The sequence below is a fragment of the Actinosynnema sp. NPDC037264 genome, from assembly GCF_055603705.1.
This window is the reverse complement of sequence record NZ_JBVJVK010000018.1, coordinates 63384-87576: the sequence shown is the minus strand read 5'-3', so window position 1 is coordinate 87576 and position 24193 is coordinate 63384. Positions and strand designations below refer to the sequence as shown.

Sequence of the window (24193 nt, the reverse complement as noted above, 5' to 3'; positions counted from 1 at the left end):
TATTCGAACCGACCCCTAACCTTCCCTCCCGCTCGATCGCTTGCGCTGCCGCCCGCCGAGGCCAATGAGGTTCCTGCCATTTCTGTGACACTCGAACCACGTTGCGCACGAGGGAGGAGGGCGCGTTGCCGCAAGGCAGGAAGAACGTGATGACCGGCACGGCCCACGGGTCGGTGGTCCAAGCGGACCGCGTCGGCCAGGTCCACTTCCATCGGCACGCGGAACCATCCCTGCCGCACCAGTTGCCGCCGTCACCCAGGTTCTTCACCGGCCGGACGCGCGAACTGGCCGAATTGGACGGGTGGCTCTCGAAGGACGAAGGGCACCCGCTCGTAGTCGTGGTGAGCGGTCCGAGCGGAGCGGGCAAGACGGCGCTGGCCCTGCGATGGCTGCACAGCGCCCGGCACGGGTTCCCGGACGGCCGGCTTTACGCCGATCTCGACCCCGACGGCGGCGACGGGCCGGTGACGCCGGAGGACGTGCTCGACTGGTTCCTGTCGGGATTGGGCGTGCCGGCCACCGCGATCCCGGCGGGACTCCAGCCCAGGCAGGCCGCTTTCCGCTCGCTCACCGCCGAGCGGTCGATCTCGGTCCTGCTGGACAACGCGGTCACCGCGGCGCAGGTCCGCCCGCTCCTGCCGACATCGCCCGGCAGCGCGGTCGTCGTCACCAGCCGGTGGCGGCTGAGCGGCCTCGCGATCGACGGCGCGCGGTTCGTCCAGGTCGGCGAATTCGACGAGAACACCTCCTTCGAACTCCTCGAGCGCGCGCTCGGTCCGCGTGTCACGGCGGAGCCCGAAGCGGCCCGGGAACTGGCCCGCTTGTGCGGAGGCCTGCCGATCGCGCTGTCCGTCGTGGGCGCCCGCCTGTCGACCAAGCCGGCGCGATCGCTGTCGAAGGAGGTCGAAGCCCTGCGCGACGACCTGCTGGGGAACCTGGCGTTGCGTGACGACGTGTCGGTCGGAGCGGTGTTCGAGTCGTCGTACCTGGATCTGCCGCCGTCGCACGCCAAGGTCTACCGGCTGTGCGCCCTGCACCTGGGCGAGTCGTTCGGAGCGGAAGCCGCGGCGGCGCTCGTGGACGAACCCTTGGCGCACGTGGAGGAGGTCCTGTCCGACCTGGTGGAGCGGAACCTCCTCGGCGGAGTGGGTGAAGAGCGCTTCCGCTATCACGACCTGGTCCGCGCCCACGCGCGGAAGCACGCCCAGAGCGATCCGCCCGACGACCTGTGCGCCGCGGTGCTGCGCGTGACCGAGTGGTACCTCGAACGCGCGGTGGCCGCCGACCTCGCGGTGTCACCGGACCGGCCGCGCTTCGACCCCCGCGACGAGGTCGCCGCGTTCCGTGACGTCCACCGGGCGTCGGACTGGGTGGAGGCCGAACGGAGCAACCTCGTGTCGGTGGTCCGCACGGCCGCCGACCACGGGTGGCACGACCTCGCTTGGCGGTTGGTCGAGGTGATGTGGGGCTTCTTCCCGAACCGGCAGCACTTGTCGGACTGGATCGCCGTTCACGAGGCAGGGGTGCGCGCGGCGCGTGCGGCGGGCAACACGGCGGCCGAACACCAGCTGCGCATGCGGCTCGCCGTCGGCTACCTCAAGGACGGCCGCCCGTCCGACGCGGCTCGGGAGGCGGAGCGCGCGTTGCCGTCGGAAACCCCGCGCCTTCCCTCTTTGGCGCACGCCGATCCGGCTCCTGTCGGTTTGCTGTAGATGCCCGCACCACGCGCGCCGTGGGCTTCACCGGGTGACGAGGGCTGCGAAACACTCGCCGGACCGCCGCAACGCGAGAAGGAGTGTTCATGCAACGCACACTCGGTGCGCTGGCCGCCGTGGTGCTCGGGGTCTCCCTCGTCACCGCCGCGCCCGCCACCGCCGCGCAAGCACACCCGTTCCCCACGGAGTTCCCCCTGCCCGACGGGTTCCTGCCGGAAGGCATCGCGATCGGGGACGCGCCGACCGCCTACTTCGGGTCGCGGGCCGATGGGGACCTGTTCCGCGTCGACCTCCGCACCGGACGCGGGGAGGTGTTCAGCCAGGGGCCCGGCACGGCTTCGGTCGGGGTGAAGGTCGATCGGCGCAAGCGGCTGTTCGTGGCCGGTGGCGCGGGTGGTGACGGGCGGGTCGTCGACGCTCGAACGGGAGTGATCCTCAAGTCCTACCGGTTCGCGGCGGATGCGAATACTTTCGTCAACGATGTCGTGATCACCGACGACGCCGCCTACTTCACCGACTCGCGGAAGGCGGTGCTCTATCGCGTCCCGTTCGGCCGGCACGGGTCGTTGCCGGACTCGCACACCGCGATTCCGCTGACCGGCGACTTCGTCCTGACCCCCGGCGTGAACAACGCCAACGGGATCGCGGAGACGCCCGACGGCAAAGCGCTGCTGGTCGTCCAGAGCAACACCGGTCAACTGCACCGCGTCGACGCGCGCACGGGCGTGACGACCGCCGTCGACCTGGGCGGTCAGGTGCTGACCAACGGCGACGGGCTGCTCGTCGAGGGCCGCACGCTCTACGTCGTGCAGAACCGGCTCAACACCGTCGCGGTGTTTTCCCTGGCCAAGGACGGGTCGAGCGGCGCGCTCGTGACCAAGATCACCGACGCGCGGTTCGACGTCCCGACCACGGTCGCGTCGTTCGCCGGCCGGCTCTACCTGCCCAACGCCCGCTTCACCACGCCGCCCACGCCCACGACGACGTACAACGCCGTTTCGGTGCCGAAGCCGTGAAACACAGGGGGCCGGTGGCGAGAAGTTCACATCGGCCCCCTGTTCGTGGCATCACTCGACTGGGTAACCTCATCGTCGCGTCGCGCAAGTGATCGCTGTCTCTTCGTAATAATGATCTTGAGTGTTACCGTTCCGTCGCCGATCGGGTGAAGAAGAGTCAGCGTTCCTAGTGCTGCGCCTGACCTGGCAACGGACGAGGCTGCGGAGCGCTGTGAAGCAGAAGAGCACCACGGAGACGAACTACAAGACGATCCGCTCACGACTCACCGGTGTCGTCGTCGTCCCCAGCATCGTCCTGCTCATCATGTGGGCGCTGTTCTCGTCGTACACCCTGTTCGACGGCTTCTACCTCCGCGCGGTCGCCTCCGGTGTGAAGGACGCGTCGATCCCGGCGGTCCAGACCTTCGCCGCGCTGCAGAAGGAGCGCGAGCTCAGCATGACCGCGCTGAGCCAGCCCTCGCTCGGCACCAGCAACCTCGAGGTGCAGCAGGCCGAGACCGACCGCGCGGTCGACGGGATGCGCGCGGCGTTCGACGAGCTGGCGTCCCAGGCGCCGCAGGAGATCGTCGACAAGATCAACGCGCTGAACGTGCTGCTGGACCAGCTGCCGCAGCGCCGCTCGGCCCTCGACGCCGGACGCGCCTCGAAGTCCGAGATCTACACCTACTACAACAGCCTCCTCGACGCCGGTGACGCGCTGTTCAGCGTGCAGGCGCGCGTGGTGCCCGACCACGAGTCCGTGAAGGGCGCCATCACCGCCGAGGAGTACTTCAAGGCGGCCGACTGGATGTCCCGCGCCACGTCGCTCGCGTCGAGCGCCCTGGCCGCCGGGCAGTTCACGCCCGAGGAGCACATCGAGTTCGCCAACCTCGTCGGCGCCTACCACTCCTCCTACGACTCGATCGCGCCCTACGCCCAGCCGGAAGTGCGCGAGCACTACCAGTTCATGATCGAGGGCGACCAGTGGAAGCGGCTGGTCGAGTTCGAGGGCAGATTGATCCAGAACGGCTCGAAGCCGAGCAACGCCGGGTCGCTGCAGGAGTGGCAGAACGTCAGCGGCCCCATCTCCGACGAGCTGACCGCGCTGGTCAGCGAGCAGGCGTCGAGCGCGGTGAACGTGACCATGGGTCGCGGCGAGAGCAAGTTCCGCACCGTGCTGATCGGCAGCCTGGTCGCGCTGCTCGCCGTGATCATCGGGATCCTGATCGCGATCCGCACGTCGAACCGCCTGGTCAACCGGGCCCTGATCACGCGCCTCACCGCGTTGAAGAAGGACTCGCTGACCCTGGCGCACGAACGGCTGCCCGACATCGTCGACCGGCTCCGCGAGGGCAAGCACGTCGACGTCGAGGTCGAGGTGCCGCCGCTGGACTACGGCAGCGACGAGATCGGCCAGGTGGCGGACGCGTTCAACGCCGCCCAGTACACCGCCGTCGCCGCGGCCGTCAAGGAGAGCCAGGCCCGCGAGGGCGTGAACCGGGTCTTCCTCGACATCGCGCACCGCAACCAGGGCCTGGTGCACCGCCAGCTGAAGATCCTGGACAAGCTGGAGCGCGAGGAGGAGAACCCCGAGCAGCTCGACGCGCTGTTCCAGCTCGACCACCTCGCCACCCGCGCCCGCCGCAACGCGGAGAACCTGATCATCCTCGCGGGCGAGCAGCCCGGCAGGCAGTGGCGCAAGCCCGTGCGCCTGCTCGACGTGCTGCGCGCCGCGGTCGCCGAGACCGAGCAGTACGTGCGGGTCAAGGTGAACCCCGTGCCGGACACCGCGCTGGTCGGCGCGGCCGTCGCCGACACCATCCACCTGATCGCCGAGCTCGTCGACAACGCCACCGCGTTCTCCTCGCCGCGCTCCCAGGTGCAGGTGCACGCCAGCGAGGTACCGCAGGGCATCGTGGTCGAGATCGAGGACCACGGCCTCGGCATCAACCCCGAGGACCGCGAGCAGCACAACGCGATGCTGGCCGACCCGCCGGAGTTCGACGCGATGCGCCTGCGCGGCGAGTCCCGGCTCGGGCTGTTCGTGGTCGCCCGGCTGGCCGCCCGCCGCGGCATCCACGTCGAACTGCGCGACTCGCCCTACGGCGGCACGCTGGCGCTGGTGCTGATCCCGTCCGCGATCGTCGCGGGCCCCACCACGGCGACGGAGCCCGCCGAGACCCGGCAACTGCCCCGCCGCTCCTTCCACGACATCCCGGAGCAGGGCGACGACTCAGTGCGAGACGCCAGGTTTCCCGACAGTTCCCGAGACCTCGAGGGGTTCTGGGCCCAGGCCGAGGCCGCGGCCAACGAGCATCCCCTTCCAGAGGTCGAACGACTGAGCGGCGGGCTGGACCTGTCGCAGCGCAGCGGCGAGCTCGACCTGCCGCAGCGGAAGCGGGCCACGTCCGAGTGGCCCGCGGACGAGCCGGAGTCGGCCGCCGCCGTCGCCGACCGACCCGAACTGCCACGCAGGCGCCGTCAGCAGAACCTGGCGCCGCAGTTGGTGCGCAACGATTTCCACCCTTCGCCCGAACCGCTCCCCGAGGTCGACCCCGAGAAGTCCGCCGAGAGGGTCCGCAAGGGCCTGTCGGCGTTCCAACGGGGCACACGCGACGCCCGTCGGACACCCGCCGACGACCTCGAACCCTGACCAGCAGTGGCCGGACGACTGGAAACCGGAAAGGCAACCCGATGAACGACATGACCAGCCAGCACAACGAACTGAACTGGTTGTTGGAGGACTTGGTCAACCGGGTGGTCGGAGCTCGGCACGCGGTGGTCCTCTCGGCCGACGGTCTGCTGCTGGGCCGCTCGCCCGGGCTGTCGAAGGACGACTCGGACCACCTGTCCGCGATGGCCTCGGCGTTCCAGAGCCTGGCCCGCGGCACGGGACGGCACTTCGGCGGCGGCGCGGTGCGGCAGACCATCGTCGAGATGGAGCACGCCTACCTCTTCGTCACCGCGGCCGGCCACGGCGCCTGCCTGGCCGTCCTTGGCGAAGAGGACTCCGACATGGGCATGATCGCCTACGAGATGAACATGCTCGTCAAGCGCGTCGGCACGTACCTGTCGTCGGCGCCGCGCGGCACCGCCGCGGCGAGCCTGCCGGCCGCTCGAAGGTCCTCCTGATGGCGGGCCGCGAGGACTGGTGGTACGACGAGGCCGCGGGCCCGCTCGTCCGCCCGTACGCGATGGTGCGCGGTCGGACCCGCCCGCTGCGGCCGGAGCTGCACCTGGTGACGCAGGTGCGCGCGATGCCGTCGGCGTCGGACCCGGACGCGTTGTCGGTCGAGCACCTGGAGATCATGGAGCTGTGCCGGCGCCCGTTGTCGGTGGCGGAGGTCGCCGCGTACCTCGATGTGCCGCTCGTCGTCGTCAAGGTGTTGTTGAGCGATCTCATCCAGCGCGGTGACGTCGTGATCCGAGACCCCTCCCGAGTCCCGCAAGTGCCGGACCGGAACCTGCTCCAGGCGGTGTTGGATGGTGTCCGTGGAATCTGAGCGGCCGGGTGGGGAACTGCTCGTACCCACCCCAGTGAAGATCGTCATCGCCGGTGGCTTCGGCACGGGGAAGACGACGATGGTCAACTCGGTCAGCGAGATACCCCCGCTGCACACCGAGGAGCTGCTCACCGAGGCCGGTGTCGGCGTCGACGACGTGCTGGGCCTGGAGTCCAAGGAGACGACCACGGTCGCGCTGGACTTCGGCCGCATCACCATCAACCCGGAGGTGGTGCTGTACCTGTTCGGCACCCCGGGCCAGAACCGGTTCTGGTTCATGTGGGACGAGCTGGCCTACGGCGCGATCGGCGCGGTGATCCTGGTCGACACGCGGCGGCTGGACAGCAGCTTCCCGTCGATCGACTTCTTCGAGCGGCGCGGCATCCCGTTCATCATCGCGGTGAACTGCTTCGAGGGCGCGCACAGCTACGAGGTGGACGAGGTGCGCCGCGCGCTGGACGTGGACGCCGCCATCCCGCTCGTGCTGTGCGACGCGCGGGACCGCGAGTCGGCCAAGACCGTGCTGGTGAGCCTGATCCAGCACACCATGGACCGGCTCGACGCCATGGCCTGACCGGTCGACGGCCACCGCGGCCGGAGGCGGGTGACCGGGACACCGGTCACCCGTCCGCCTACACCACCGGTTCGAGCCTGCAGTTGAAGTGCCGCAACAGCTTCGGCACGTGCGTCAACCGGTAGCCGGGCACCCGCTCGGGGTCCTTCGCGATCTCCGCCAGCGTCTCGCCGACGTACTCCAGGTGGCTCTGGGTGTAGACCCGGCGCGGGATGGCCAGGCGGACCAGCTCGTACGGCGCGGGCTTGACCAGCTCACCCGCGTCGTCCAGCTCGCCGAGGTACAGCGAGCCGAGCTCGGCGCACCGGATGCCGCCCGCCAGGTACAGCTCGGTGGCCAGGGCGAACCCCGGGAACCGGCTCGCCGGCAGGTGCCGCAGCAGGCGACCGGCGTTGAGGTACACCGCGTGCACGCCGGTCGGCCGCACGCTGTCCACCCCCGCCGCCCGGGCCAGCTCCGCCACGTACGCGGTGGCGTCCGCCCGGGCCCGCAGGTACTCCGGCTCGGTCACCTCGAGCAGGCCTTGCGCCAGCATCTCCAGGTCACGGCCGGAGAGACCGCCGTAGGTGCGGAAGCCCTCGGTCGCGATCAGCAGCAGCTCGCACTTGGCGGCCAGCTCGGGGTCGCGGAGGGCGAGCAACCCTCCCATGTGGACGATGGCGTCCTTCTTCAGGCTCGCCACGCACCCGTCGGCCAGCCGGAACGCCTCCTCCGCGACCTGCCGCGGTGTGTGGTGCTCGTAGCCCGGCTCCCGCTGGGTGACCAGCCACGCGTTCTCCGCGAAGCGCGCCGCGTCGAGGAAGAACGGCACGCCGTGGCGGCGGGCGATCCCGGCCGCCGCCTTGAGGTTGGCCATCGACACCGGCTGCCCACCACCACCGTTGTTGGTGATGGTGAGCAGCACGACGGCGACGTCTTGCGGGCCGGACAGGATGGCTTCCAGCGCGTCGAGGTCGATGTCGCCCTTGAACGGCGCGTCGTCGTCGAGGTCCTTGGCGGCCTGGCACGGCAGGTCGACGGCCTGGCCGCCGAGGATCTCGACGTTCGCCCGCGTGGTGTCGAAGTGCGTGTTGCTGACGCTGACCTGGCCCGGCTTGAGCAGGGCGGTGAACAGGATCCGCTCGGCCGCACGCCCCTGGTGGACGGGGAAGGCGTGCGGGTAGCCGGTCAGGTCGTGCACCACGTCGTGGAAGCGGTAGTAGGAGCGCGCACCGGCGTAGGTCTCGTCACCACGCAGTCCCGCCGCCTGCTGCTCCGCGGACAGGGCGCCGGTGCCCGAGTCGCTGAGCAGGTCGATCGTCACGTCGGTGGCGGCGAGGTTGAACGGGTTGTACCCGGCTGCGGCCAACGCCCGTTCGCGGTGTGCGCGCGTGGTGATCGGGATGGGCTCCACGACCTTGATGCGGTACGGCTCCATCGTGGGCATGGGTGACTCCTAGCCTGCCAGGCTGACCGAACGGGGCGAGGCCACGTCGTAGGCCTCGGACGAGAGGTAGACGGTGATCCCGGGGCGGGGCCTGCCCATGCGCAGCGACACGTGGGCGATCAGGCCGACGCCTTCGTCCAGCGGACGTCGGGCGATGGTGCGCAGCGCGCTGTCGAACTGCGTGGGGTCCAGGTCGTACTTGGCCATCACCGCGAGCACCCGGCGCCGGGCCTCTTCGTCGTCGGCCACGTAGTCCCGGATCGGCACGTACAGGGAATAGCCGCTCGGCGCGTCCGCGTCGCCGTCCAGGAACGTGTAGCTGGAAATGAGCGGACGCTTGTCGAACGTTCCGGTGCTGCCGCCGGTGAGCAAGCAGAAATCGGGCACCCTGTCCACATCGACACCCCGGGCGGCGCTCGCCGCACGCGTGACGTCCGTTACATCGGCTGCGTGGTGGGAGATGTAGACCTTCACCCGCGCCCGCCGTTGTTCGACCAGGTCGAGTGCGAAGAAGGAATACTTGTCAAGTCCGGGCCTGGTGACCGCGTGGGAGCGCAGGGTCGGGAAACCGGCGGCGAAACCGGTCCGCTCCAGGCCTTCGCGCACCAACTCTTCGGCGACCGCCTCGCCGCGCACTTCCGGGTTGAAGTAGACCTTCACCGCGGGTGCCTCGTCGCGCCGGAAAACCAGTGAGTACCAGAACGTGAAATCGCTTTCCGGGTGCTCCGGCAGGAACAAGCTCCTGACCGCGTCGAAACGACTGGTGTCCAGGTCGCCGCGGCGCTTCATCCGGTCGAGCGCGGCGAGCGCCGCCGACGTGTTGGCCGCACGGGAAGGCCTGGTCGCGGTGGGTTCGACGATGGTGCGCAGGGTCGGGGACTCACCCGCGGCGAACGCCGTCGAGAACTCGACCGGGGTGTGGTCGTCGGCGACGTCGGAAGGCCAGGCCGGGCTGGTGGAAACCGGCCGGAGGCCGCCGGGTCCGAGGGCGTCCGCGAGCAGTCCCACGGAGTTGAAGCTATTTTCGGTGATACCCAGCGAATGCAACAGGGCGCTGAGCTGGCGGCCCGTGAAATCGCGTATGGATACTTTTTGAGGGTCCAAGGCGGGGTTCTCCTCGTGGGGGGCGAGTCGAAAGTTACGCTAGGCGAAGCAATCTTGTCCACCAGGCGGCCGTAGCGTGACGTAGGGCACTCTAAAGGCAGGTCACAGGTCCTGTCGATCAGTAACCCCGAGGAAGACGACGGTAATCAAGGATACTCCGAACGGCCTATTGACGAGGTGTGCGTCAGTCTTTCGCACTAATGACCCGGCGCGGACCGATGACGGATCGTGTTATTTTGTACCGACCGTTACCCGAAGCGCGGTCGATCGTTTGCCGGCTAATATTGTTAGCCATTCAAGACGCTGCTGTTAATTGTTCGCGGCGCGTTCGGCGTGACGGCGGCGACCGCGGTGTGGTAAAGCGACCCGGACACGCGGACGGGGCCGCCGATCACCAGGATCGACGGCCCAGCGGGCGCCCGGCGCCGGGTTCAGGACGCGTAGTTGTGGAACCCGCGCCCGCTCTTCTTGCCCAGCAGCCCCGCGTCCACCATGCGCAGCAGCAACGGCGGCGGCGAGTACAGCGGCTCCTTGAACTCCTCGTACATCGACTCGGCGATCGCCTTGGTGGTGTCCAGGCCGATCAGGTCGGTGAGGCGCAGCGGACCCATCGGGTGCGCGCAGCCGAGCACCATGCCGTTGTCGATGTCCTCGGCGCTGGCGAACCCGGACTCCAGCATCCGGATCGACGACAGCAGGTAGGGGATCAGCAGGGCGTTGACCACGAACCCGGCCCGGTCCTGCGAGCGGATGACCTCCTTGTGCAGCACCCCGGTCACGAACGCCTCGGCCCTGGCCCTGGTCTTGTCGCCGGTCAGCAACGACGGCACCAGCTCCACCAGCTTCAACACCGGCACCGGGTTGAAGAAGTGCACGCCGATGACCTGCTCGGGACGGCTGGTGGCCATGCCCAGCTTCATGATCGGGATCGAGGAGGTGTTGGACGCGAAGATCGCGTCCGGGTCCACGACGATCTTGTCCACCGCCGCGAACACCTCGGTCTTGACCTGCTCGTTCTCCGCGACGGCTTCCACGACCAGGTTCCGGTCGGCGAAGTCGGCGAGGTCGGTGGTGAACCGCAGGCGCTCCAGTGCGGCGTCCCGGTCCTCAGCGGACAGCTTGCCGCTGCGCACACCCCGGCCGAGCGAAGAGGCGATCCGCCCCCGCGCGGCCTCCGTGGCGTCCGGGCTGACCTCGGCCACCAGCACGTCCAGCCCGGCCCGCGCGCAGACCTCGGCGATGCCGGAGCCCATCAGGCCCGATCCCACCACTCCAACACGTTGAATGTCACTCACGCCCCGATCCTGCCAGGGGCGCCGGTCGGGGGCACATCACCACTGGGGTTTTCCACAGCCGACCGGGTGGTGCTCCTCATGGTCGGCCGTCGCGGTGACGCCTAGCGTCGACCGCGTGATGATCAACACTGCGATTGCCGGCGTGCTGCTGGCCGTGACCGGCACGTTCCCCGCCCTGGACGGGTGGGTGGAGCAAGGATGGGCCTCCAGCGCCCTGCTCACCGTCGAGGACTCCGCCGGGACCCGCGCGGACGCGGCGGGCGAGGCCGTGGTCGGCGGGCACTTCCGGATCGGCAGCGCGACCAAGACGTTCGTGGCCACCGTCGTGCTGCAGCTCGTGGACGAGGGCCGGGTCGGGCTGGACGACCCGGTGGACCGGTACGTGGCCGGCGTGCCGAAGGGCGACCTGATCACGGTGCGCCAGGTGCTCAACCACACCAGCGGCCTGTACGACTACGCGCACGAGGAGGGCTACTCGACCAACCGCTGGCGCGGCGCCGACCGGTTCCGCACCTACCAGCCCCGGCAGCTGCTGGACGTGGCGTTCGCCGGCACGCCCTACTTCGAACCCGGCGAGGGCTGGCACTACTCGAACACCAACTACATCGTCGCCGGGATGCTGATCGAACGCGTGACCGGCCGGACCTACGGCGACGAGGTGCGTTCACGCATCCTCCGCCCCCTCGGCCTCACCCGCACCACCGTGCCGGGGTGGTGGCCCGGCCTGCCCCTCCCGCACGCCCGCGGCTACACCGAGGTCGACGGCCGACTGGTCGACGCGACCCTGATGAACCCGACCCTGGACTGGGCGGCGGGCGAGATGATCTCCACCGCCGACGACCTCAACCGGTTCTTCGACGCGCTCCTGGGCGGTCGGCTGACCAGCGCGGCGTCCCTCGCCGAGATGCGGCGGACGGTGGACGACACCGGCACGATCTTCGCCTACGGCCTCGGGTTGCAGCGGTTCGACCTGCCGTGCGGCCGTTCGGTGTGGGGTCACGGCGGCGAGCTGATCGGCTACCTCACCTACGCCACCCGCGCCGACGACGGCACGCGGGCCACGTTGTCCTACAACCCGTTGCCGGCCGAGGTGCCCGGGGAAGCCGTCATCGGCCTGTTCGGCTCGGTCTACTGCCGGTAGATGACCGGGTCCGGCACCCGTCGGCGACGGCGGGTGCCAGGCTGGTCGGCATGGGCCTCGAAGTGGCGCTGATCCCGTTGGGCGCGTCGGTGGTGCGCAGCGCGCTGAAGCTGTGGTTGGGGGACAAGTCGATCACGGCCGCCGTCGGCGGCACGGGGGTCGACCTGCTCGAGAAGCGGCTCACCGGCGCGCTCGACCAGCGCAAGCTGCGGCGGATGGGCGAGCAGTTCACCGACGCCGTGGTCGAGCGGGTGCAGCCGATCATGGACACCGAGTACCGCCGATTACCCGAGCACGAACGGCTCGCCGCGATCGAAGCCGTGCGCGAGACCTTCGAGCGGGCCGCGCTGGACGACGACGACCTGTTCGCCGCCGACCTCGACGCGCGCCGGCTCGACCGGCACCTGCGCGCACGCGCGGCCGACGCCCTCGACGGCCTGCCGGCGGACGGCGTCCAGCTCTACGGCCTGCTGCTGCGCGAGTGCGCCGGGTACGTCATCGAGATCGCGCGCGAGCTGCCGCCGTTCGGCCCGAGCGCGTTGACCGAGATCCTGCGCCGGGAGACCGAGGTCATCGCCGGCATCCGCGACGTGCTGGCCCGGTTGCCGCAACGGCGCAGCTCCACCGACTTCTCCTACGACTACCGGCAACTCGTCGCCCGCACGCTCGACCAGGTCGAGATGTTCGGGGCGACGCTGTCCGAGGCGAGCCGCCGCTACCCGCTGTCGGTGGCCTACCTCAGCCTCACCGCCGACGGCCGGGCCACCGACCACTTCACGCCCGGCCGCCGGGTGGAGGACCTGCTGGCCTCCGGCGACCGGATCTTCATCCGCGGCGAGGCCGGGCTGGGCAAGACGACCCTGTTGCAGTGGATCGCGGTCCGCAGCGCCCAACGGGACTTCGCCGAGCCGTTGACCAGGTGGAACGACACCGTCCCGTTCTTCGTCCCGCTGCGCCGCTACGCCGACCGCGAGCTGCCGCCTGCCGAGCGCTTCCTGGACGAGGTGGGCCGCCACATCGCCGACGAGATGCCACCGGGCTGGGTCCAGCGGCAACTGCGCTCCGGCCACGGCCTGATCCTGGTCGACGGCGTGGACGAGCTCGCGCCGCACCGCCGCCAGGAGGCCCGCGAGTGGCTGCGGTCGCTGGTCCTCGCGTTCCCCGCCGCGCGGTTCGTGGTGACCTCGCGTCCGAGCGCCGTCGACCCGGACTGGCTGGCGGCCGACGAGTTCGCGGTCGCGTCCCTGCAACCGATGACGTCGACCGACGTGCGGGTGTTCGTCCAGCGCTGGCACGACGCCATGCGCTCGCACCTGTCCGACGACCTGGCCCGCGCCGAGCCGGCGGACTACCAGGAACGGCTGCTGGAGCAGTTCCGCGCGCGGCACCACCTGCGCAAGCTCGCCGGGTACCCGCTGCTGTGCGCGTTGCTGTGCGCCCTGCACCGCGACCGGCGCGGCCACCTGCCGGACAGCCGCATGGAGCTGTACGACACCGCGTTGCAGATGCTGCTGGAACGCCGCGACGCCGAGCGGCGCATCGAACCGCTGCCGGGCCTGTCCCGGACCCGCAAGATCATCCTCCTGGGCGACCTCGCCTACTGGTTCATCCGCAACGACCTCACCGACGCGCCGGTCGACCGCGCGATCGGCCAGGTCGAGCGCCGGTTGACCTCGATGCCGGAGGTCGAGGCGTCCGCGGAGGAGGTGTACCGGCACCTGCTGGAGCGCAGCGGCCTGCTGCGCGAGCCGGTCGAGGGCCGGGTCGACTTCGTGCACCGCACGTTCCAGGAGTACCTGGCGGCGGGCGCGGCGATGGACGTGGACGACATCGGCACGCTCGTGTCCCACGCGCACCTGGACCAGTGGCACGAGGTCGTCGTGATGGCCGCGGGCCACGCCTCGCGCGGTCGGCGCGATGAACTGCTCGACCAGGTACTGACCCGCGGTGACGCGGTCAAGGCGCACCGCGCCACCCTGCACCTGCTCGCGGTGGCGTGCCTGGAGACCGCGCCGGAGCTGACACCGGGCATCCGCGACCGCATCCAGGACCGGGTCGCGCGCCTGCTGCCGCCGCGCTCGGTGACGGCGGCCAAGTCGTTCGCCTCGGCGGGCGCGTTCGTGCTGGACCTGCTCGCCGCCTCCCGACCCCGCACGGAGGTCGAGGTGGCGGCGACCATCCGCGCGGCGGCCGCGATCGGCCTGGACGACGCGTTGCCGCTGCTGGCCGCGTACCGATCGGATCCCAGGGCACGGGTGCGGCAGGAACTGGTGCTGGCGTGGAGCAACTTCGACCCGGAGACCTACGCGGCGACCGTGCTCGCCGACGTGCCGGTCCAGTCCGTCAGCCTCACCGACCCCGACATGACGCGCGGGCTGCGCCACCTGACGCACGTGCGCCGGGTGTCGTGCGTCGCGCCGCGGGGTGCGCTCGACTTCGTGCCGCCCCAAGTCCACGTGCTCGAACTGCTCGCACAGGGCGAGGTGGACCTGGCTACGTTGGACACGCCGTCGTTGACGCACCTGAGGATCGTGCGCCCCGGCAGGCTGGACCTCGCGCCGCTCGGGCTGCTGCCCGCGCTGCGCTCGGTCCGCGCGACGGCCGCCGAGACCACCGGTCTCGACGGCCTGCGCCGCAGGGCGGACCTGTCCCGCCTGAACCTCATCGGAGGCTGCGACGCCACCGAGCTGGCCTCGCTGAAGCGTGGTTGGGGGTTGCGGGTGCTGAAGCTGGCGAGCGTGCGCGGCCTGCGCGACCTGCACCCGTTGGCGTTCCTGGCGGGTCCGGGGGAGCTGCGGATCGAGGACGCGCCCCTGGTGGACGTCGACGCGGTCGAGCGGTGGGCCGGGACGCTGCTGCACCTGGTGCTGCGCAAGTGCGGCACCCTCGACATCGGACCGATCGCGGCGTTGCGGAACCTGGTGAAGCTGGACCTGGCGCACACGACGGTGTTCGACCTGCGGCCGTTGGCCGGGCTGTCGCGGTTGGAACGGCTGGTGGTCGGCTCCGCGCGGGACGCGCGGGCCTTGGCGCCGATCGCCGGGTTGCCCAACCTGAAGGAGATCTCCTTCACCGAGGGCAGTCCGGTGAACCTGGCGGCGTTCGCCGGGCGGCGCGGGCTGGTGGTGAAGGTCCAGGGCCTGCTGACGAAGGTGGTCGGGGCCGAGCTGCTCGGCGAGGGCAGCGCCGTCGAGGTCGTCTCGTCGGTGTCCCAGAAGGCCAGTCCGTGACGCGCCTGCCTCGTGACGCGCCGGCCCGTGACGTGTCAGCCGGTGACGTGTCAGCCCGTGACGCCGAAGTCCTGCGTCCAGTAGACCTTGTTGCTGCCGTCCACGGCGTGGGCGACGCCCAGGTCGCGCAGTTCGCAGTTCACGATGTTGGCCCGGTGGCCCTCGCTGTTCATCCAGGACCGCACGACCTCCTCGGCCGTGCCCTGACCAGCGGCGATGTTCTCCGCCATCAGCCGGAAGTGGTACCCCGCATCGGTGACGCGCTGCCCCGCTGTGCTGCCGTCCGTGCCGGTGTGGCTGAAGTTGCCGGTGCGCGCCATGTCGTCGCTGTGCCGCTTGGCGGCGGCGGCGAGCTGGGCGTTCGAGGCGAGGGCCGGGCAGCCCACTGCGGAGCGTTCCCCGTTTGTCAGGGCCAAAACCTGCTCTTCGAAGGTCGGCGCGGCGATCGCGGGCGTGGTGGCGAAGAGCAGTGCCGCGACCGCCGAGCCGACCGTCACCGTGCGGTATTTCATGATCGTCCTTCCGTCGTGGGGTGAACCCTTGCTGTCAAGGGATTCCCACGGCCGGAAGGACTTGCCTTACACGATCGGTTGAACGTGCTTACGGTCAGTCCTTCAGTTCCTCCTCGGCCTGCGCGATGGCCGCGAACTCCTCCTCCGGCGCGGCGGCGACCAGGTGGTGGCGGCTGTAGAACCAGAAGTACGCCAGCGCCACCACGACGATGCCCGCGGTGATCCCGGCGGCCAGCTCGTCCACGAAGAACGTCGCCACGACCGCCGCCACCGCGAGCACCAGGGCCACCCCGGTGGTCACGACGCCGCCCGGCGTCCGGTACGGCCGCGCCAACCCCGGCTCGCGCACCCGCAGCACGATGTGCGACACCATCATCAGCACGTACGACAGCGCCGCCCCGAACACCGCGATGTTGATCAGCGTCGCGCCGCTCTTCAGGATCGCCGCGAGCACGAACCCGATGGTGCCGGGCACGATCAGGGCCAGGTACGGCGTCTTGCGCTTGCCGGTCCTCGACAGCCAGCGCGGCAGGTAGCCCGCCCGGGACAGCGCGAACAGCTGCCGCGAGTACGCGAAGATGATCGAGAAGAACGACGCCACGAGCCCGGCCAGGCCCACGTAGTTCACGACCTGCGCCAGCACGTTGTCGCCGCCGTAGGCCGCGCGCACCGCCTCGGGCAGCGGGTTGCCGGACGACATCAACGCCGCCGAACCCGCACCGCCCGGCGCGAACACGAGGATCAGCGCCGCGAACACCAGCAGCGCCACCAACGCGCCGATGATGCCGCGCGGCATGTCCTTCTTCGGGTCACGCGCCTCCTCGGCCGCCAGCGGCACGCCCTCGACCGCGAGGAAGAACCAGATCGCGTACACCAGCGCGCCCAGCGCACCCGTGACGCCGAACGGCAGGAACCCGCCGTCCCCGATGTCGAACAGCTTGGCCGAGTCGAACTTCGGGATCATCCCGGCCACGAACGCGATCAGCGCGACCACCGCGACGCCGGTGATCACGAACATCAGCCGCAGCGCCTCGCCGACGCCGTACAGGTGCACGCCGACGAAGATCGCGTAGCAGACCAGGTACACCGGCCACGAGCTGGTGAGCCCGAACAGCCCGAGCGCCTGCACGTAGTCGCCGATGAACACGACGATCGCGGCCGGCGCGATGGCGTACTCGACCAGGATCGCGACACCGGTCGCGAAACCGCCCAGGGGTCCCAGCGCACGGCGCGCGAAGCCGTACCCCGCGCCGGCCACGGGCAGCGCGGCGGCCAGCTCCGCCAGGCCGAACACCATGCACGTGTACATGGCGCCCATCAGGATCGTCGCGACCAGCAGGCCGCCCCAGCCGCCCTGGGCGAGCCCGAAGTTCCACCCGGCGAAGTCGCCGGAGATGACGTACGAGACCCCCAGGCCCGCCAACAGCACCCAGCCCGCGGCGCCGCGCTTGAGCTGCCGGTGCTCCAGGTAGTCGCTGCCCACCTTCTCGTACTCGACGTGTTTGGCCATCTGCGCTCCCTAATGGGTCAGTCGCGCTCCTTTGCAGGGAGAGTGGCGCGCGTCACCGGATCGTGTCAACAGCCGTTCCGCCGGAAGGGTCGGGCGGCGAGGGTGTGGCGGCCTTCACTCGAAGGTGTCAAGATGAGGCGTCCAATGGCTCGCTGACATACCTTTGGAGGTACTGCGGATGCTCGCCGTGGAGGAGTTGCGCGTGCTCGTGGACGCCGGGGAGATCGACACGGTGCTGGTCGCCGCGGTCGACATGCAGGGCCGCCTCCAGGGCAAGCGCTGCGCCGCCCGCTACTTCGTCGACGAGGTCCTGCCGCACTCCGCCGAGGGCTGCAACTACCTGCTGGCCGTCGACGTGGAGATGAACACCGTCGGCGGCTACGCGATGTCCTCGTGGGACAGCGGCTACGGCGACTTCGTGATGAGGCCCGACCTGTCCACGCTGCGCCGCGTGCCGTGGCACGAGGGCACCGCGCTGGTCCTGTGCGACCTCGTCTGGGAGGACGGCGCGCCCGTGGTCGCCTCGCCGCGCCAGATCCTCAAGCGCCAGCTCGACCGGCTCGCCGAACGGGGGCTGCGCGCGTTCGTCGGCACGGAGCTGGAGTTCATCGTCTTCGACAACACCTACGAGGACGCCTGGGACCGCGGTTACCGCGGCCTCACCCCGGCGAACCAGTACAACGTGGACTACTCGCTGCTGGGCACCGCGCGCGTCGAGCCCCTGCTGCGCGCGATCCGCAACCACATGGCGGGCGCGGGCATGGTGGTCGAGTCGGCCAAGGGCGAGTGCAACCCCGGCCAGCACGAGATCGCGTTCCGCTACACCGAGGCGCTGGCGACCTGCGACAACCACAGCATCTACAAGACCGGCGCCAAGGAGATCGCGGCGCAGCAGGGCAAGGCGCTGACGTTCATGGCGAAGTACAACGAGCGCGAGGGCAGCTCCTGCCACATCCACCTCAGCCTGCGCTCGGCCGACGGCGAGCCGGTGTTCGCCGAGGGGCACGGCAGGTCGGAGCTCATGGAGCACTTCATGGCGGGCCAGCTGGCCGCGCTGCGCGAGCTGACCTACTTCCTGGCCCCGAACATCAACTCCTACAAGCGGTACGCGCAGGGCAGCTTCGCGCCGACCGCGGTGGCGTGGGGCAGGGACAACCGGACGTGCGCGCTGCGGGTGGTCGGGCACGGCCAGTCGCTGCGGTTCGAGAACCGGGTGCCGGGCGCGGACGTGAACCCGTACCTGGCCGTCGCCGCGCTGATCGCGGCCGGTCTGCACGGCGTGGAGAACGAGCTGCCGCTGGAGGAGGAGTTCACCGGCAACGCCTACACCTCCGACAAGCCGACCGTGCCCGCCACGCTGCGCGACGCCGCCTCCCTGCTGGCCAAGAGCGAGCTCGCGCGCGAGGCGTTCGGGGCGGACGTGGTCGAGCACTACCTCAACGCCGCCCGGGTGGAGCTGGCCGCGTTCGAGAAGTCGGTGACGGACTGGGAGCGGATCCGTGGTTTCGAACGGCTCTAGGGCACGGCCGTTGATCGGCGTCACGACGTACCTGGAACGCGCGAGGTTCGGCGTCTGGGACGTGGAGGCGGCGGTGCTGCACCGCGACTACCTCGACTCCGTGGTGCGCGCCGGCGGCAACCCGGTGCTGCTGCCGCCGGTCGGCACGTGGGACGCCGACAGCGCCGCCTTCCTCGACGGCCTGGTGCTGGCGGGCGGCGCGGACGTCGACCCGGCGCGGTACGGGCGGCCGCGCGACCCGCGCACCGGACCGGCGCGGCCCGAGCGCGACGAGGTCGAGCTGAGCCTGGCCCGCGCGGCGCTGGAGCTCGACCTGCCGCTGCTCGCGGTGTGCCGCGGCATGCAGGTGCTCAACGTCGCGCTGGGCGGCACGCTGGTCCAGCACGTCGACGGGCACAACCCGGCGCCCGGCGTGTTCGAGCACACCGGGGTCGCGGTCGCGCCCGGTTCGGCGCTCGCCGGGATCGTCGGCCTCGCCACCACCGTGTTCTGCCACCACCACCAGGCGTTGGACGTCCTCGGCGACGGCCTGCGGGTGGTCGCGAGCGCGCCGGACGGCACGGTGGAGGCGGTCGAGCTGCCGGGCGCGCGGTTCGTGCTCGGCGTGCAGTCGCACCCGGAGGCCGACACCGAGGACGACCGCTTGTTCGCCGCGCTCGTCGGCGCGGGTCGGGACCGGGCAGCACGGGACAGGGGAGCGAAGTGACCACGTTCGACGTCATCAACCCGGCCACCGAGGAGGTCGTCCGCTCGGTGCCGCTGGCGACGCTGGAGGAGACCGACGCGGCGATCGCCCGCGCGTCGGCGGCGCTGCCCGCGTGGCGCGCGGTCGCGCCCGGCGACCGGGCCCGGCTGCTGCGGCGGTTCGCCGAGGCGGTCGACGGCGCGGTGGAGGAGCTGGCGGCGCTGGAGGTGCTCAACGCCGGGCACACCGTCGGCAACGCGCGGTGGGAGGCCGGGAACGTCCGCGACGTGCTGCACTACTACTCGGCCGCGCCGGAGCGGTTGTTCGGCAAGCAGATCCCGGTGCCCGGCGGGCTGAACGTGACCTTCCACGAGCCGGTCGGCGTGGTCGGCGTGATCGTGCCGTGGAACTTCCCGATGCCGATCGCGGTGTGGGGCTTCGCGCCCGCGTTGGCGGCGGGCAACACGGTGGTGCTCAAGCCGGCCGAGCTGACGCCGCTGACCGCCCTGCGGTTGGCCTCGCTGGCGTTGGAGGCAGGCCTGCCGCCCGACGTGTTCCAGGTGGTGCCGGGCGCGGGGCCGGTGGTGGGGCAGCGGTTCGTCACGCACCCGGACGTGCGCAAGGTCGTGTTCACCGGTTCCACGCGGGTCGGCAAGCAGATCATGGCCGGCTGCGCGGAGCAGGTGAAGCGGGTCACGCTGGAGCTGGGCGGCAAGTCCGCCAACATCGTCTTCGCCGACGCGGACCTGGAGCGCGCCGCGGCCACCGCGCCGTACGGGGTGTTCGACAACGCGGGCCAGGACTGCTGCGCGCGGTCCCGGATCCTGGTGCAGGCGTCGGTCTACGACCGGTTCATGGAGCTGCTGGAGCCCGCGGTCAAGGGCGTGGTGGTCGGCGCGCCGGGTGACGAGGCCACCGAGATGGGGCCGTTGATCTCGGCCGCGCACCGGGAGAAGGTCGCGTCCTACGTGCCCGCCGACGCGCCGGTGGCGTTCCGCGGCTCGGCTCCGTCGGGCGCGGGTTTCTGGTTCCCGCCCACGGTGCTGGCGCCCGTCGCGCCCGGTGACCGCGCCGCCGTCGAGGAGATCTTCGGCCCGGTGGTGGCGGTGCTGCCGTTCACCGACGAGGAGGACGCGGTGCGGTTGGCCAACGACAGCGCCTACGGCCTGTCCGGGTCGATCTGGACGCGGGACGTGGGGCGGGCGCTGCGCGTCTCGCGGGCCGTCGAGGCGGGGAACCTGTCGGTCAACTCGCACTCCTCGGTGCGGTACTGGACCCCGTTCGGCGGGTTCAAGCAGTCCGGGCTGGGGCGCGAGCTGGGGCCGGACGCCCTCGACTCGTTCACCGAGACCAAGAACGTCTTCATCGCTCACTGATTGGGAGAGACATGGTTCAGCGACTTGAGGGCCGGGTTGCCGTGATCACCGGCGGTGGCAGCGGCATCGGCCTGGCCTCGGTGCGGCGGCTGGCGTCCGAGGGCGCGCGGGTGGTCGTCGCGGACGTCGACGCGGAGTCCGGCAAGGCGGCGGCCGACGAGGTCGACGGGCTGTTCGTCCAGGTCGACGTGACCGACGAGGAGCAGGTGTCGGCGCTGTACCAGACCACTGTGGACACTTACGGCTCGGTGGACGTCGCGTTCAACAACGCGGGCATCTCGCCGCCGGACGACGACTCCATCCTGACCACGGGCATCGAGGCGTGGGACCGGGTGCAGAAGGTCAACCTGACGTCGGTCTACCTGTGCTGCAAGCACGCGATCCCGCACATGCTCGAGCGCGGTCGCGGTTCGGTGATCAACACGGCGTCGTTCGTGGCGACGATGGGCGCGGCGACGTCCCAGATCTCGTACACCGCGTCCAAGGGCGGTGTGCTGGCGATGAGCCGCGAGCTGGGCGTGCAGTTCGCCCGGCAGGGGGTGCGGGTGAACGCCCTGTCACCCGGACCGGTGAACACGCCGTTGCTGCGGGAGCTGTTCGCGAAGGACCCGGAGCGGGCCGCGCGGCGGTTGGTGCACGTGCCGCTGGGCCGGTTCGCCGAGCCCGCGGAGATCGCCGCGGCGGTGGCGTTCCTGGCCAGTGACGACTCGTCGTTCATCACCGCGTCGAACTTCCTGGTGGACGGCGGTATCGCCGGTGCCTACGTGACACCGCTGTGATGCCGCTGCGGGACGCGTTGTTCCGCCCCGTGCGGGCGGGCAACGCGTTCGAGGAGACGGTGGAGCGGCTCGTGCAGGCGATCCGGCTCGGCGTCGTGGGTCCGGGGGAGAGGCTGCCTGCGGAGCGTGACCTGGCGGCCCGGCTGGGTGTCAGCCGGGTGACGTTGCGGGAGGCGATCCGGTCACTGCAGGACGCCGGGTACGTCGAGTCGCGGCGCGGCCGGTACGGCGGGACGTTCGTGAACTCGCCGTTGCCGGTGGTCGCGCCGGACCGCCGGGTCGACCCCGGTGAGCTGGCGGACGCGTTGACGCTGCGTGCGGCGGTGGAGACGGGCGCGGCGGAGTGCGCGGCGGGTCGTGCGCTGGGCCCGGTGGAACGGCGCAACCTGCTGGCGCGGCTGGCCGAGTGCCGTGACGCGTCGGTGGACTCCTACCGGCGCAAGGACTCGCGGCTGCACCTGGCGATCGCCGAGGCGACCGGGTCGCCGTCGCTCACGGCGGCCGTCGCCGACGCCCGGACCAGGGTCAACGCGCTGCTGGACCGGATACCGCTGCTGCCGCCGAACCTGGCGCACTCCAACGACCAGCACGAGGTGATCGTGAGCACCATCCTGGCCGGCGACCCGGAGGCCGCGCGGCGGGCGATGGCCGAGCACCTGGACGGCACGGCCCTGCTGCTGCGCGGCTTCCTGTCCTGACCTCAGCGCTCGAAGTCGCGGTCCGGCACGCGGTCCGGACCGCGTTCGCCCCGCTCGCCCCGGTCTGGTCGGTCTCCCCGGTCTCCCCGGTCTGGCCGGTCGCCGCGCTCGTCGAACCGCGAGTGCCCGGGCCGGTCGGAGCCGACGCCGTAGCGGGGGTGGTGGTCGCGGTCGGCCAACGCCACGATCCCGCCGCCCAGGACGAGTCCGAGCAGGCCGACGGCGACGAGCTGGGTGGCGCGGTGCTTGACGACCCGGCCGACCGCCGCGCCCTTGCCGGGCGGTGGCGGGTAGTGGCCGGGGTGCGGCGCGCCGGGTGCCTGGTGGGCGGCAGCGGCCGGTTGGTCGGCAGCGGTGGGCCGGCCGGACGCTTGGTCGGTGGCTGCGGGCTGTTCGGCGGTGGGCTGCGCGGAGGCTTGCTTGCCGGCGGCGGGCTGCGAGGCAGCGGCGGGTTGTGCGCCGGCGTCTGCGGGCTGCGCGTCTGCGGGCTGCGCGGCCGGTTGGCCAGGGGCGCCGGTCGGGCTCGGGTGGGTGGGGTCCGGCGTCGGGCTGGCCATGGGTGTGGTGGCCATGGGTGTGGTGGCGTCGGCGGGCGGCTTGTTCGCGGCGGGCGGTGCGGGGGGAGTCCGGTCCGCCGGGTCGGGGTCGGCGTGCGGTGGCTGGTTCGGGTCTGACATGGCGGAACTCCTGCTCTCCCGTGCTGGTGTCCGCCATGGTGCGCGACCGACCTGAGCAGAGCCTGATGGTCGGCTGTTCGTCAGCTGTGAACCTGCCGTCAGCATGTGTTGACGATCGGTCGAGCGTCAGCATATGTTGACGACATGGCTTCGATCGCCGATCTCGACCAGGCCGCGCACGGTTCCGACCCGGACGCCGGGCTGCGCGCCGTGGCCCGCCTGCGCCGACTGGTCGAACAGCTGGAAGCCGAGCACGTCGCCGCCGCCCGCCGGGCCGGCTGGTCGTGGCGCGACATCGCCACCCGCCTGGGCGTGACCAAGCAGACCGTCCACCGCAAGTACGGCCGAGAGGACTGACCGGTGTTCCGAGGCGACCACCCCGACCTGAACCGCACCATCGGCCGCGCGCTCAAGCTGGCCCTGGAACTCGGCCACCCGCGCACCGGCAGCGAGCACCTCTTGGCCGCCCTGGCCACCGGCTCCCTCGCCACCAGTCCGCTCGCCGCCGGTCCTGCCCCCACCGATCCGCTCGCCGCTGGCCCTACCGCCGCCGGTCCGTTCGCCACTGGCCCGACTGCCACCGGCCCTGCCGCGACCGGTCCGTTCGCCGCTAGCCCTGCCGACTCCGGCCCCACCGCCGCCGGCCACGGTGAAGCCGGTCCGGTCGGTGACAGCGCCCCCACCGACGATCCGCCCAGCGCGACCCCATTCGCCGACCGAGCCACCGCAGGCGGACCGACCCCGGGCGGCACCCCGACCGGCGGAACCGTCGCCGCAGTCCTGCTCCGCCACGGCGCGACCCCGGACGCCATCCGGCACGCCGCCCACCTCGCGGCCCCGCTCGGCGCGGGCGGTGCGGTGGATCGGGCCGTCCTGGCACCGCTGGGCGTCGACCTCGACCGGCTGCTGGGCGGCACACCCGCCTTGGACCGGCCGCCGGGCCGTGAGCCGCTGCTCCCGCTCGGCGCGGCGAAGGCACGCGCGCGCTGCGCCCGCCTCACCCCGCCGCTCGGCCTGGACGCCCAAGCGGCCTACTCGGCGTCGCTGCGCCTCGCCCTGGCCCGCCGCGAACGCGAGCACCGCCCCGAACACCTGGCCCTCGCCCTCACCGCCCTGGACCCCGGCGTCGCGTGGGTGCTCAAGACCGCCGGCGTCGACCGCCGAGCCCTGCTCGCCGACCTCGCCGCGACCTTCCCGCCGCCGCGCCGCAACCCGCTGCTCGCCGTCGAACGCAGGCTCGGCCACCGCGTGCGCCACCGCGACCTCGTCCGCCGCTACCAGCGCACCACCGGACGTGCCGTGACCTCGGCCGACGCGCTGCCCGCCCTGATCCGCGGCTGAGCACCCACCCGACCGGGTGATGCGCGGGAAACCGGACCGGCCGACCCGGTGCGCCGGAAAACGACTCGGTGAGCACCGATAACATCTCGGGCAAAGGACCGACGCACACCGAG

The 24193-nt window shown here is 71.3% G+C and carries 21 protein-coding genes; 15 read left to right on the top strand and 6 right to left on the bottom strand.

Going from position 1 to position 24193, the window contains the following annotated elements:
• The first annotated feature begins 125 nt into the window (after positions 1-125).
• From ACZ7GX_RS21345 to ACZ7GX_RS21320, 6 genes are all read left to right on the top strand, one after another.
• Positions 126-1712, top strand: a complete 1587-nt coding sequence (locus tag ACZ7GX_RS21345; protein ID WP_498778845.1) for a hypothetical protein — start codon at positions 126-128, stop codon at positions 1710-1712.
• Positions 1713-1801: 89 nt separating this feature from the next.
• Positions 1802-2731 carry an SMP-30/gluconolactonase/LRE family protein gene (locus ACZ7GX_RS21340; protein ID WP_498778843.1) on the top strand — a complete coding sequence of 310 codons (930 nt, stop codon included), beginning with the start codon at positions 1802-1804 and terminating at the stop codon, positions 2729-2731.
• 211 nt (positions 2732-2942) lie between these two features.
• Positions 2943-5363: a sensor histidine kinase gene (locus ACZ7GX_RS21335; protein WP_498778841.1), complete on the top strand. Its 2421-nt coding sequence runs from the start codon at positions 2943-2945 to the stop codon at positions 5361-5363.
• Between the two features lie 41 nt (positions 5364-5404).
• Positions 5405-5842 (top strand): roadblock/LC7 domain-containing protein, encoded by a 438-nt coding sequence (locus tag ACZ7GX_RS21330; protein ID WP_230565585.1) that lies wholly within the window; start codon positions 5405-5407, stop codon positions 5840-5842.
• Positions 5842-6213 (top strand): DUF742 domain-containing protein, encoded by a 372-nt coding sequence (locus ACZ7GX_RS21325; protein WP_498778839.1) that lies wholly within the window; start codon positions 5842-5844, stop codon positions 6211-6213. The genes ACZ7GX_RS21330 and ACZ7GX_RS21325 overlap by 1 nt, the downstream gene beginning before the upstream one ends.
• Complete coding sequence (locus ACZ7GX_RS21320) at positions 6194-6787, top strand: GTP-binding protein (protein ID WP_053718069.1); 594 nt, start codon at positions 6194-6196, stop codon at positions 6785-6787. The genes ACZ7GX_RS21325 and ACZ7GX_RS21320 overlap by 20 nt, the downstream gene beginning before the upstream one ends.
• Before the next feature lie 58 nt (positions 6788-6845).
• Here ACZ7GX_RS21320 and ACZ7GX_RS21315 read toward each other — a convergent pair whose 3' ends face one another.
• From ACZ7GX_RS21315 to ACZ7GX_RS21305, 3 genes are all read right to left on the bottom strand, one after another.
• Positions 6846-8213, bottom strand: a complete 1368-nt coding sequence (locus tag ACZ7GX_RS21315) for a tryptophanase (protein WP_498778838.1) — start codon at positions 8211-8213, stop codon at positions 6846-6848.
• Positions 8214-8222: 9 nt separating this feature from the next.
• Positions 8223-9317 carry a tryptophan dimethylallyltransferase family protein gene (locus tag ACZ7GX_RS21310; RefSeq protein ID WP_498778836.1) on the bottom strand — a complete coding sequence of 365 codons (1095 nt, stop codon included), beginning with the start codon at positions 9315-9317 and terminating at the stop codon, positions 8223-8225.
• Positions 9318-9748: 431 nt separating this feature from the next.
• Entirely contained in the window at positions 9749-10612 is an 864-nt protein-coding gene (locus ACZ7GX_RS21305; protein WP_498778834.1) for a 3-hydroxybutyryl-CoA dehydrogenase, read from the bottom strand.
• Positions 10613-10730: 118 nt separating this feature from the next.
• On the opposite strand from ACZ7GX_RS21305, the gene ACZ7GX_RS21300 reads away from it, so the two are divergent.
• Complete coding sequence (locus ACZ7GX_RS21300) at positions 10731-11753, top strand: serine hydrolase domain-containing protein (RefSeq protein ID WP_498778938.1); 1023 nt, start codon at positions 10731-10733, stop codon at positions 11751-11753.
• A gap of 50 nt (positions 11754-11803) precedes the next feature.
• Positions 11804-14983 (top strand): NACHT domain-containing protein, encoded by a 3180-nt coding sequence (locus tag ACZ7GX_RS21295; RefSeq protein ID WP_498778832.1) that lies wholly within the window; start codon positions 11804-11806, stop codon positions 14981-14983.
• A gap of 50 nt (positions 14984-15033) precedes the next feature.
• Here ACZ7GX_RS21295 and ACZ7GX_RS21290 read toward each other — a convergent pair whose 3' ends face one another.
• Both ACZ7GX_RS21290 and eat read right to left on the bottom strand, forming a co-directional pair.
• Complete coding sequence (locus ACZ7GX_RS21290; RefSeq protein ID WP_498778830.1) at positions 15034-15495, bottom strand: CAP domain-containing protein; 462 nt, start codon at positions 15493-15495, stop codon at positions 15034-15036.
• Between the two features lie 94 nt (positions 15496-15589).
• Entirely contained in the window at positions 15590-17005 is a 1416-nt protein-coding gene (gene eat, locus ACZ7GX_RS21285; protein WP_498778828.1) for an ethanolamine permease, read from the bottom strand.
• Positions 17006-17183: 178 nt separating this feature from the next.
• Here eat and ACZ7GX_RS21280 point away from each other — a divergent pair, with 178 nt between their 5' ends.
• From ACZ7GX_RS21280 to ACZ7GX_RS21260, 5 genes are read left to right on the top strand one after another with little or no spacing between them, the layout of a single operon-like run.
• Positions 17184-18524 carry a glutamine synthetase family protein gene (locus ACZ7GX_RS21280; RefSeq protein ID WP_498778826.1) on the top strand — a complete coding sequence of 447 codons (1341 nt, stop codon included), beginning with the start codon at positions 17184-17186 and terminating at the stop codon, positions 18522-18524.
• Entirely contained in the window at positions 18505-19230 is a 726-nt protein-coding gene (locus tag ACZ7GX_RS21275; protein ID WP_498778825.1) for a gamma-glutamyl-gamma-aminobutyrate hydrolase family protein, read from the top strand. Before ACZ7GX_RS21280 ends, ACZ7GX_RS21275 begins: the two co-directional genes overlap by 20 nt.
• Positions 19227-20585, top strand: coding sequence for an aldehyde dehydrogenase family protein (locus tag ACZ7GX_RS21270; protein ID WP_498778824.1), 1359 nt, complete (start codon positions 19227-19229; stop codon positions 20583-20585). Before ACZ7GX_RS21275 ends, ACZ7GX_RS21270 begins: the two co-directional genes overlap by 4 nt.
• Positions 20586-20596: 11 nt before the next feature.
• Positions 20597-21364, top strand: coding sequence for a 3-oxoacyl-ACP reductase (locus tag ACZ7GX_RS21265; protein ID WP_498778822.1), 768 nt, complete (start codon positions 20597-20599; stop codon positions 21362-21364).
• Complete coding sequence (locus tag ACZ7GX_RS21260) at positions 21364-22062, top strand: FadR/GntR family transcriptional regulator (RefSeq protein WP_498778820.1); 699 nt, start codon at positions 21364-21366, stop codon at positions 22060-22062. Before ACZ7GX_RS21265 ends, ACZ7GX_RS21260 begins: the two co-directional genes overlap by 1 nt.
• A gap of 2 nt (positions 22063-22064) precedes the next feature.
• On the opposite strand, the gene ACZ7GX_RS21255 is transcribed toward ACZ7GX_RS21260, so the two are convergent.
• Positions 22065-22739: a hypothetical protein gene (locus ACZ7GX_RS21255; RefSeq protein WP_498778819.1), complete on the bottom strand. Its 675-nt coding sequence runs from the start codon at positions 22737-22739 to the stop codon at positions 22065-22067.
• 144 nt (positions 22740-22883) lie between these two features.
• Here ACZ7GX_RS21255 and ACZ7GX_RS21250 point away from each other — a divergent pair, with 144 nt between their 5' ends.
• Positions 22884-23096 carry a helix-turn-helix domain-containing protein gene (locus ACZ7GX_RS21250; protein ID WP_498778818.1) on the top strand — a complete coding sequence of 71 codons (213 nt, stop codon included), beginning with the start codon at positions 22884-22886 and terminating at the stop codon, positions 23094-23096.
• Positions 23097-23099: 3 nt separating this feature from the next.
• The gene (locus ACZ7GX_RS21245; protein WP_498778817.1) at positions 23100-24080 is read left to right on the top strand and encodes a hypothetical protein; all 981 of its coding nucleotides are present in this window, start codon (positions 23100-23102) and stop codon (positions 24078-24080) included.
• The last annotated feature ends 113 nt before the right edge of the window (positions 24081-24193 follow it).

Bases quoted from the DNA above. Each gene is read 5' to 3' on its own strand.
- ACZ7GX_RS21340 (WP_498778843.1), top strand. From the start codon at position 1,802: ATGCAACGCACACTCGGTGCGCTGGCCGCCGTGGTGCTCGGGGTCTCC.
- ACZ7GX_RS21330 (WP_230565585.1), top strand. From the start codon at position 5,405: ATGAACGACATGACCAGCCAGCACAACGAACTGAACTGGTTGTTGGAG.
- ACZ7GX_RS21325 (WP_498778839.1), top strand. From the start codon at position 5,842: ATGGCGGGCCGCGAGGACTGGTGGTACGACGAGGCCGCGGGCCCGCTC.
- ACZ7GX_RS21320 (WP_053718069.1), top strand. From the start codon at position 6,194: ATGGTGTCCGTGGAATCTGAGCGGCCGGGTGGGGAACTGCTCGTACCC.
- ACZ7GX_RS21315 (WP_498778838.1), bottom strand. From the start codon at position 8,213: ATGCCCACGATGGAGCCGTACCGCATCAAGGTCGTGGAGCCCATCCCG.
- ACZ7GX_RS21300 (WP_498778938.1), top strand. From the start codon at position 10,731: ATGATCAACACTGCGATTGCCGGCGTGCTGCTGGCCGTGACCGGCACG.
- ACZ7GX_RS21295 (WP_498778832.1), top strand. From the start codon at position 11,804: ATGGGCCTCGAAGTGGCGCTGATCCCGTTGGGCGCGTCGGTGGTGCGC.
- ACZ7GX_RS21290 (WP_498778830.1), bottom strand. From the start codon at position 15,495: ATGAAATACCGCACGGTGACGGTCGGCTCGGCGGTCGCGGCACTGCTC.
- eat (WP_498778828.1), bottom strand. From the start codon at position 17,005: ATGGCCAAACACGTCGAGTACGAGAAGGTGGGCAGCGACTACCTGGAG.
- ACZ7GX_RS21280 (WP_498778826.1), top strand. From the start codon at position 17,184: ATGCTCGCCGTGGAGGAGTTGCGCGTGCTCGTGGACGCCGGGGAGATC.
- ACZ7GX_RS21265 (WP_498778822.1), top strand. From the start codon at position 20,597: ATGGTTCAGCGACTTGAGGGCCGGGTTGCCGTGATCACCGGCGGTGGC.
- ACZ7GX_RS21260 (WP_498778820.1), top strand. From the start codon at position 21,364: ATGCCGCTGCGGGACGCGTTGTTCCGCCCCGTGCGGGCGGGCAACGCG.
- ACZ7GX_RS21255 (WP_498778819.1), bottom strand. From the start codon at position 22,739: ATGTCAGACCCGAACCAGCCACCGCACGCCGACCCCGACCCGGCGGAC.
- ACZ7GX_RS21250 (WP_498778818.1), top strand. From the start codon at position 22,884: ATGGCTTCGATCGCCGATCTCGACCAGGCCGCGCACGGTTCCGACCCG.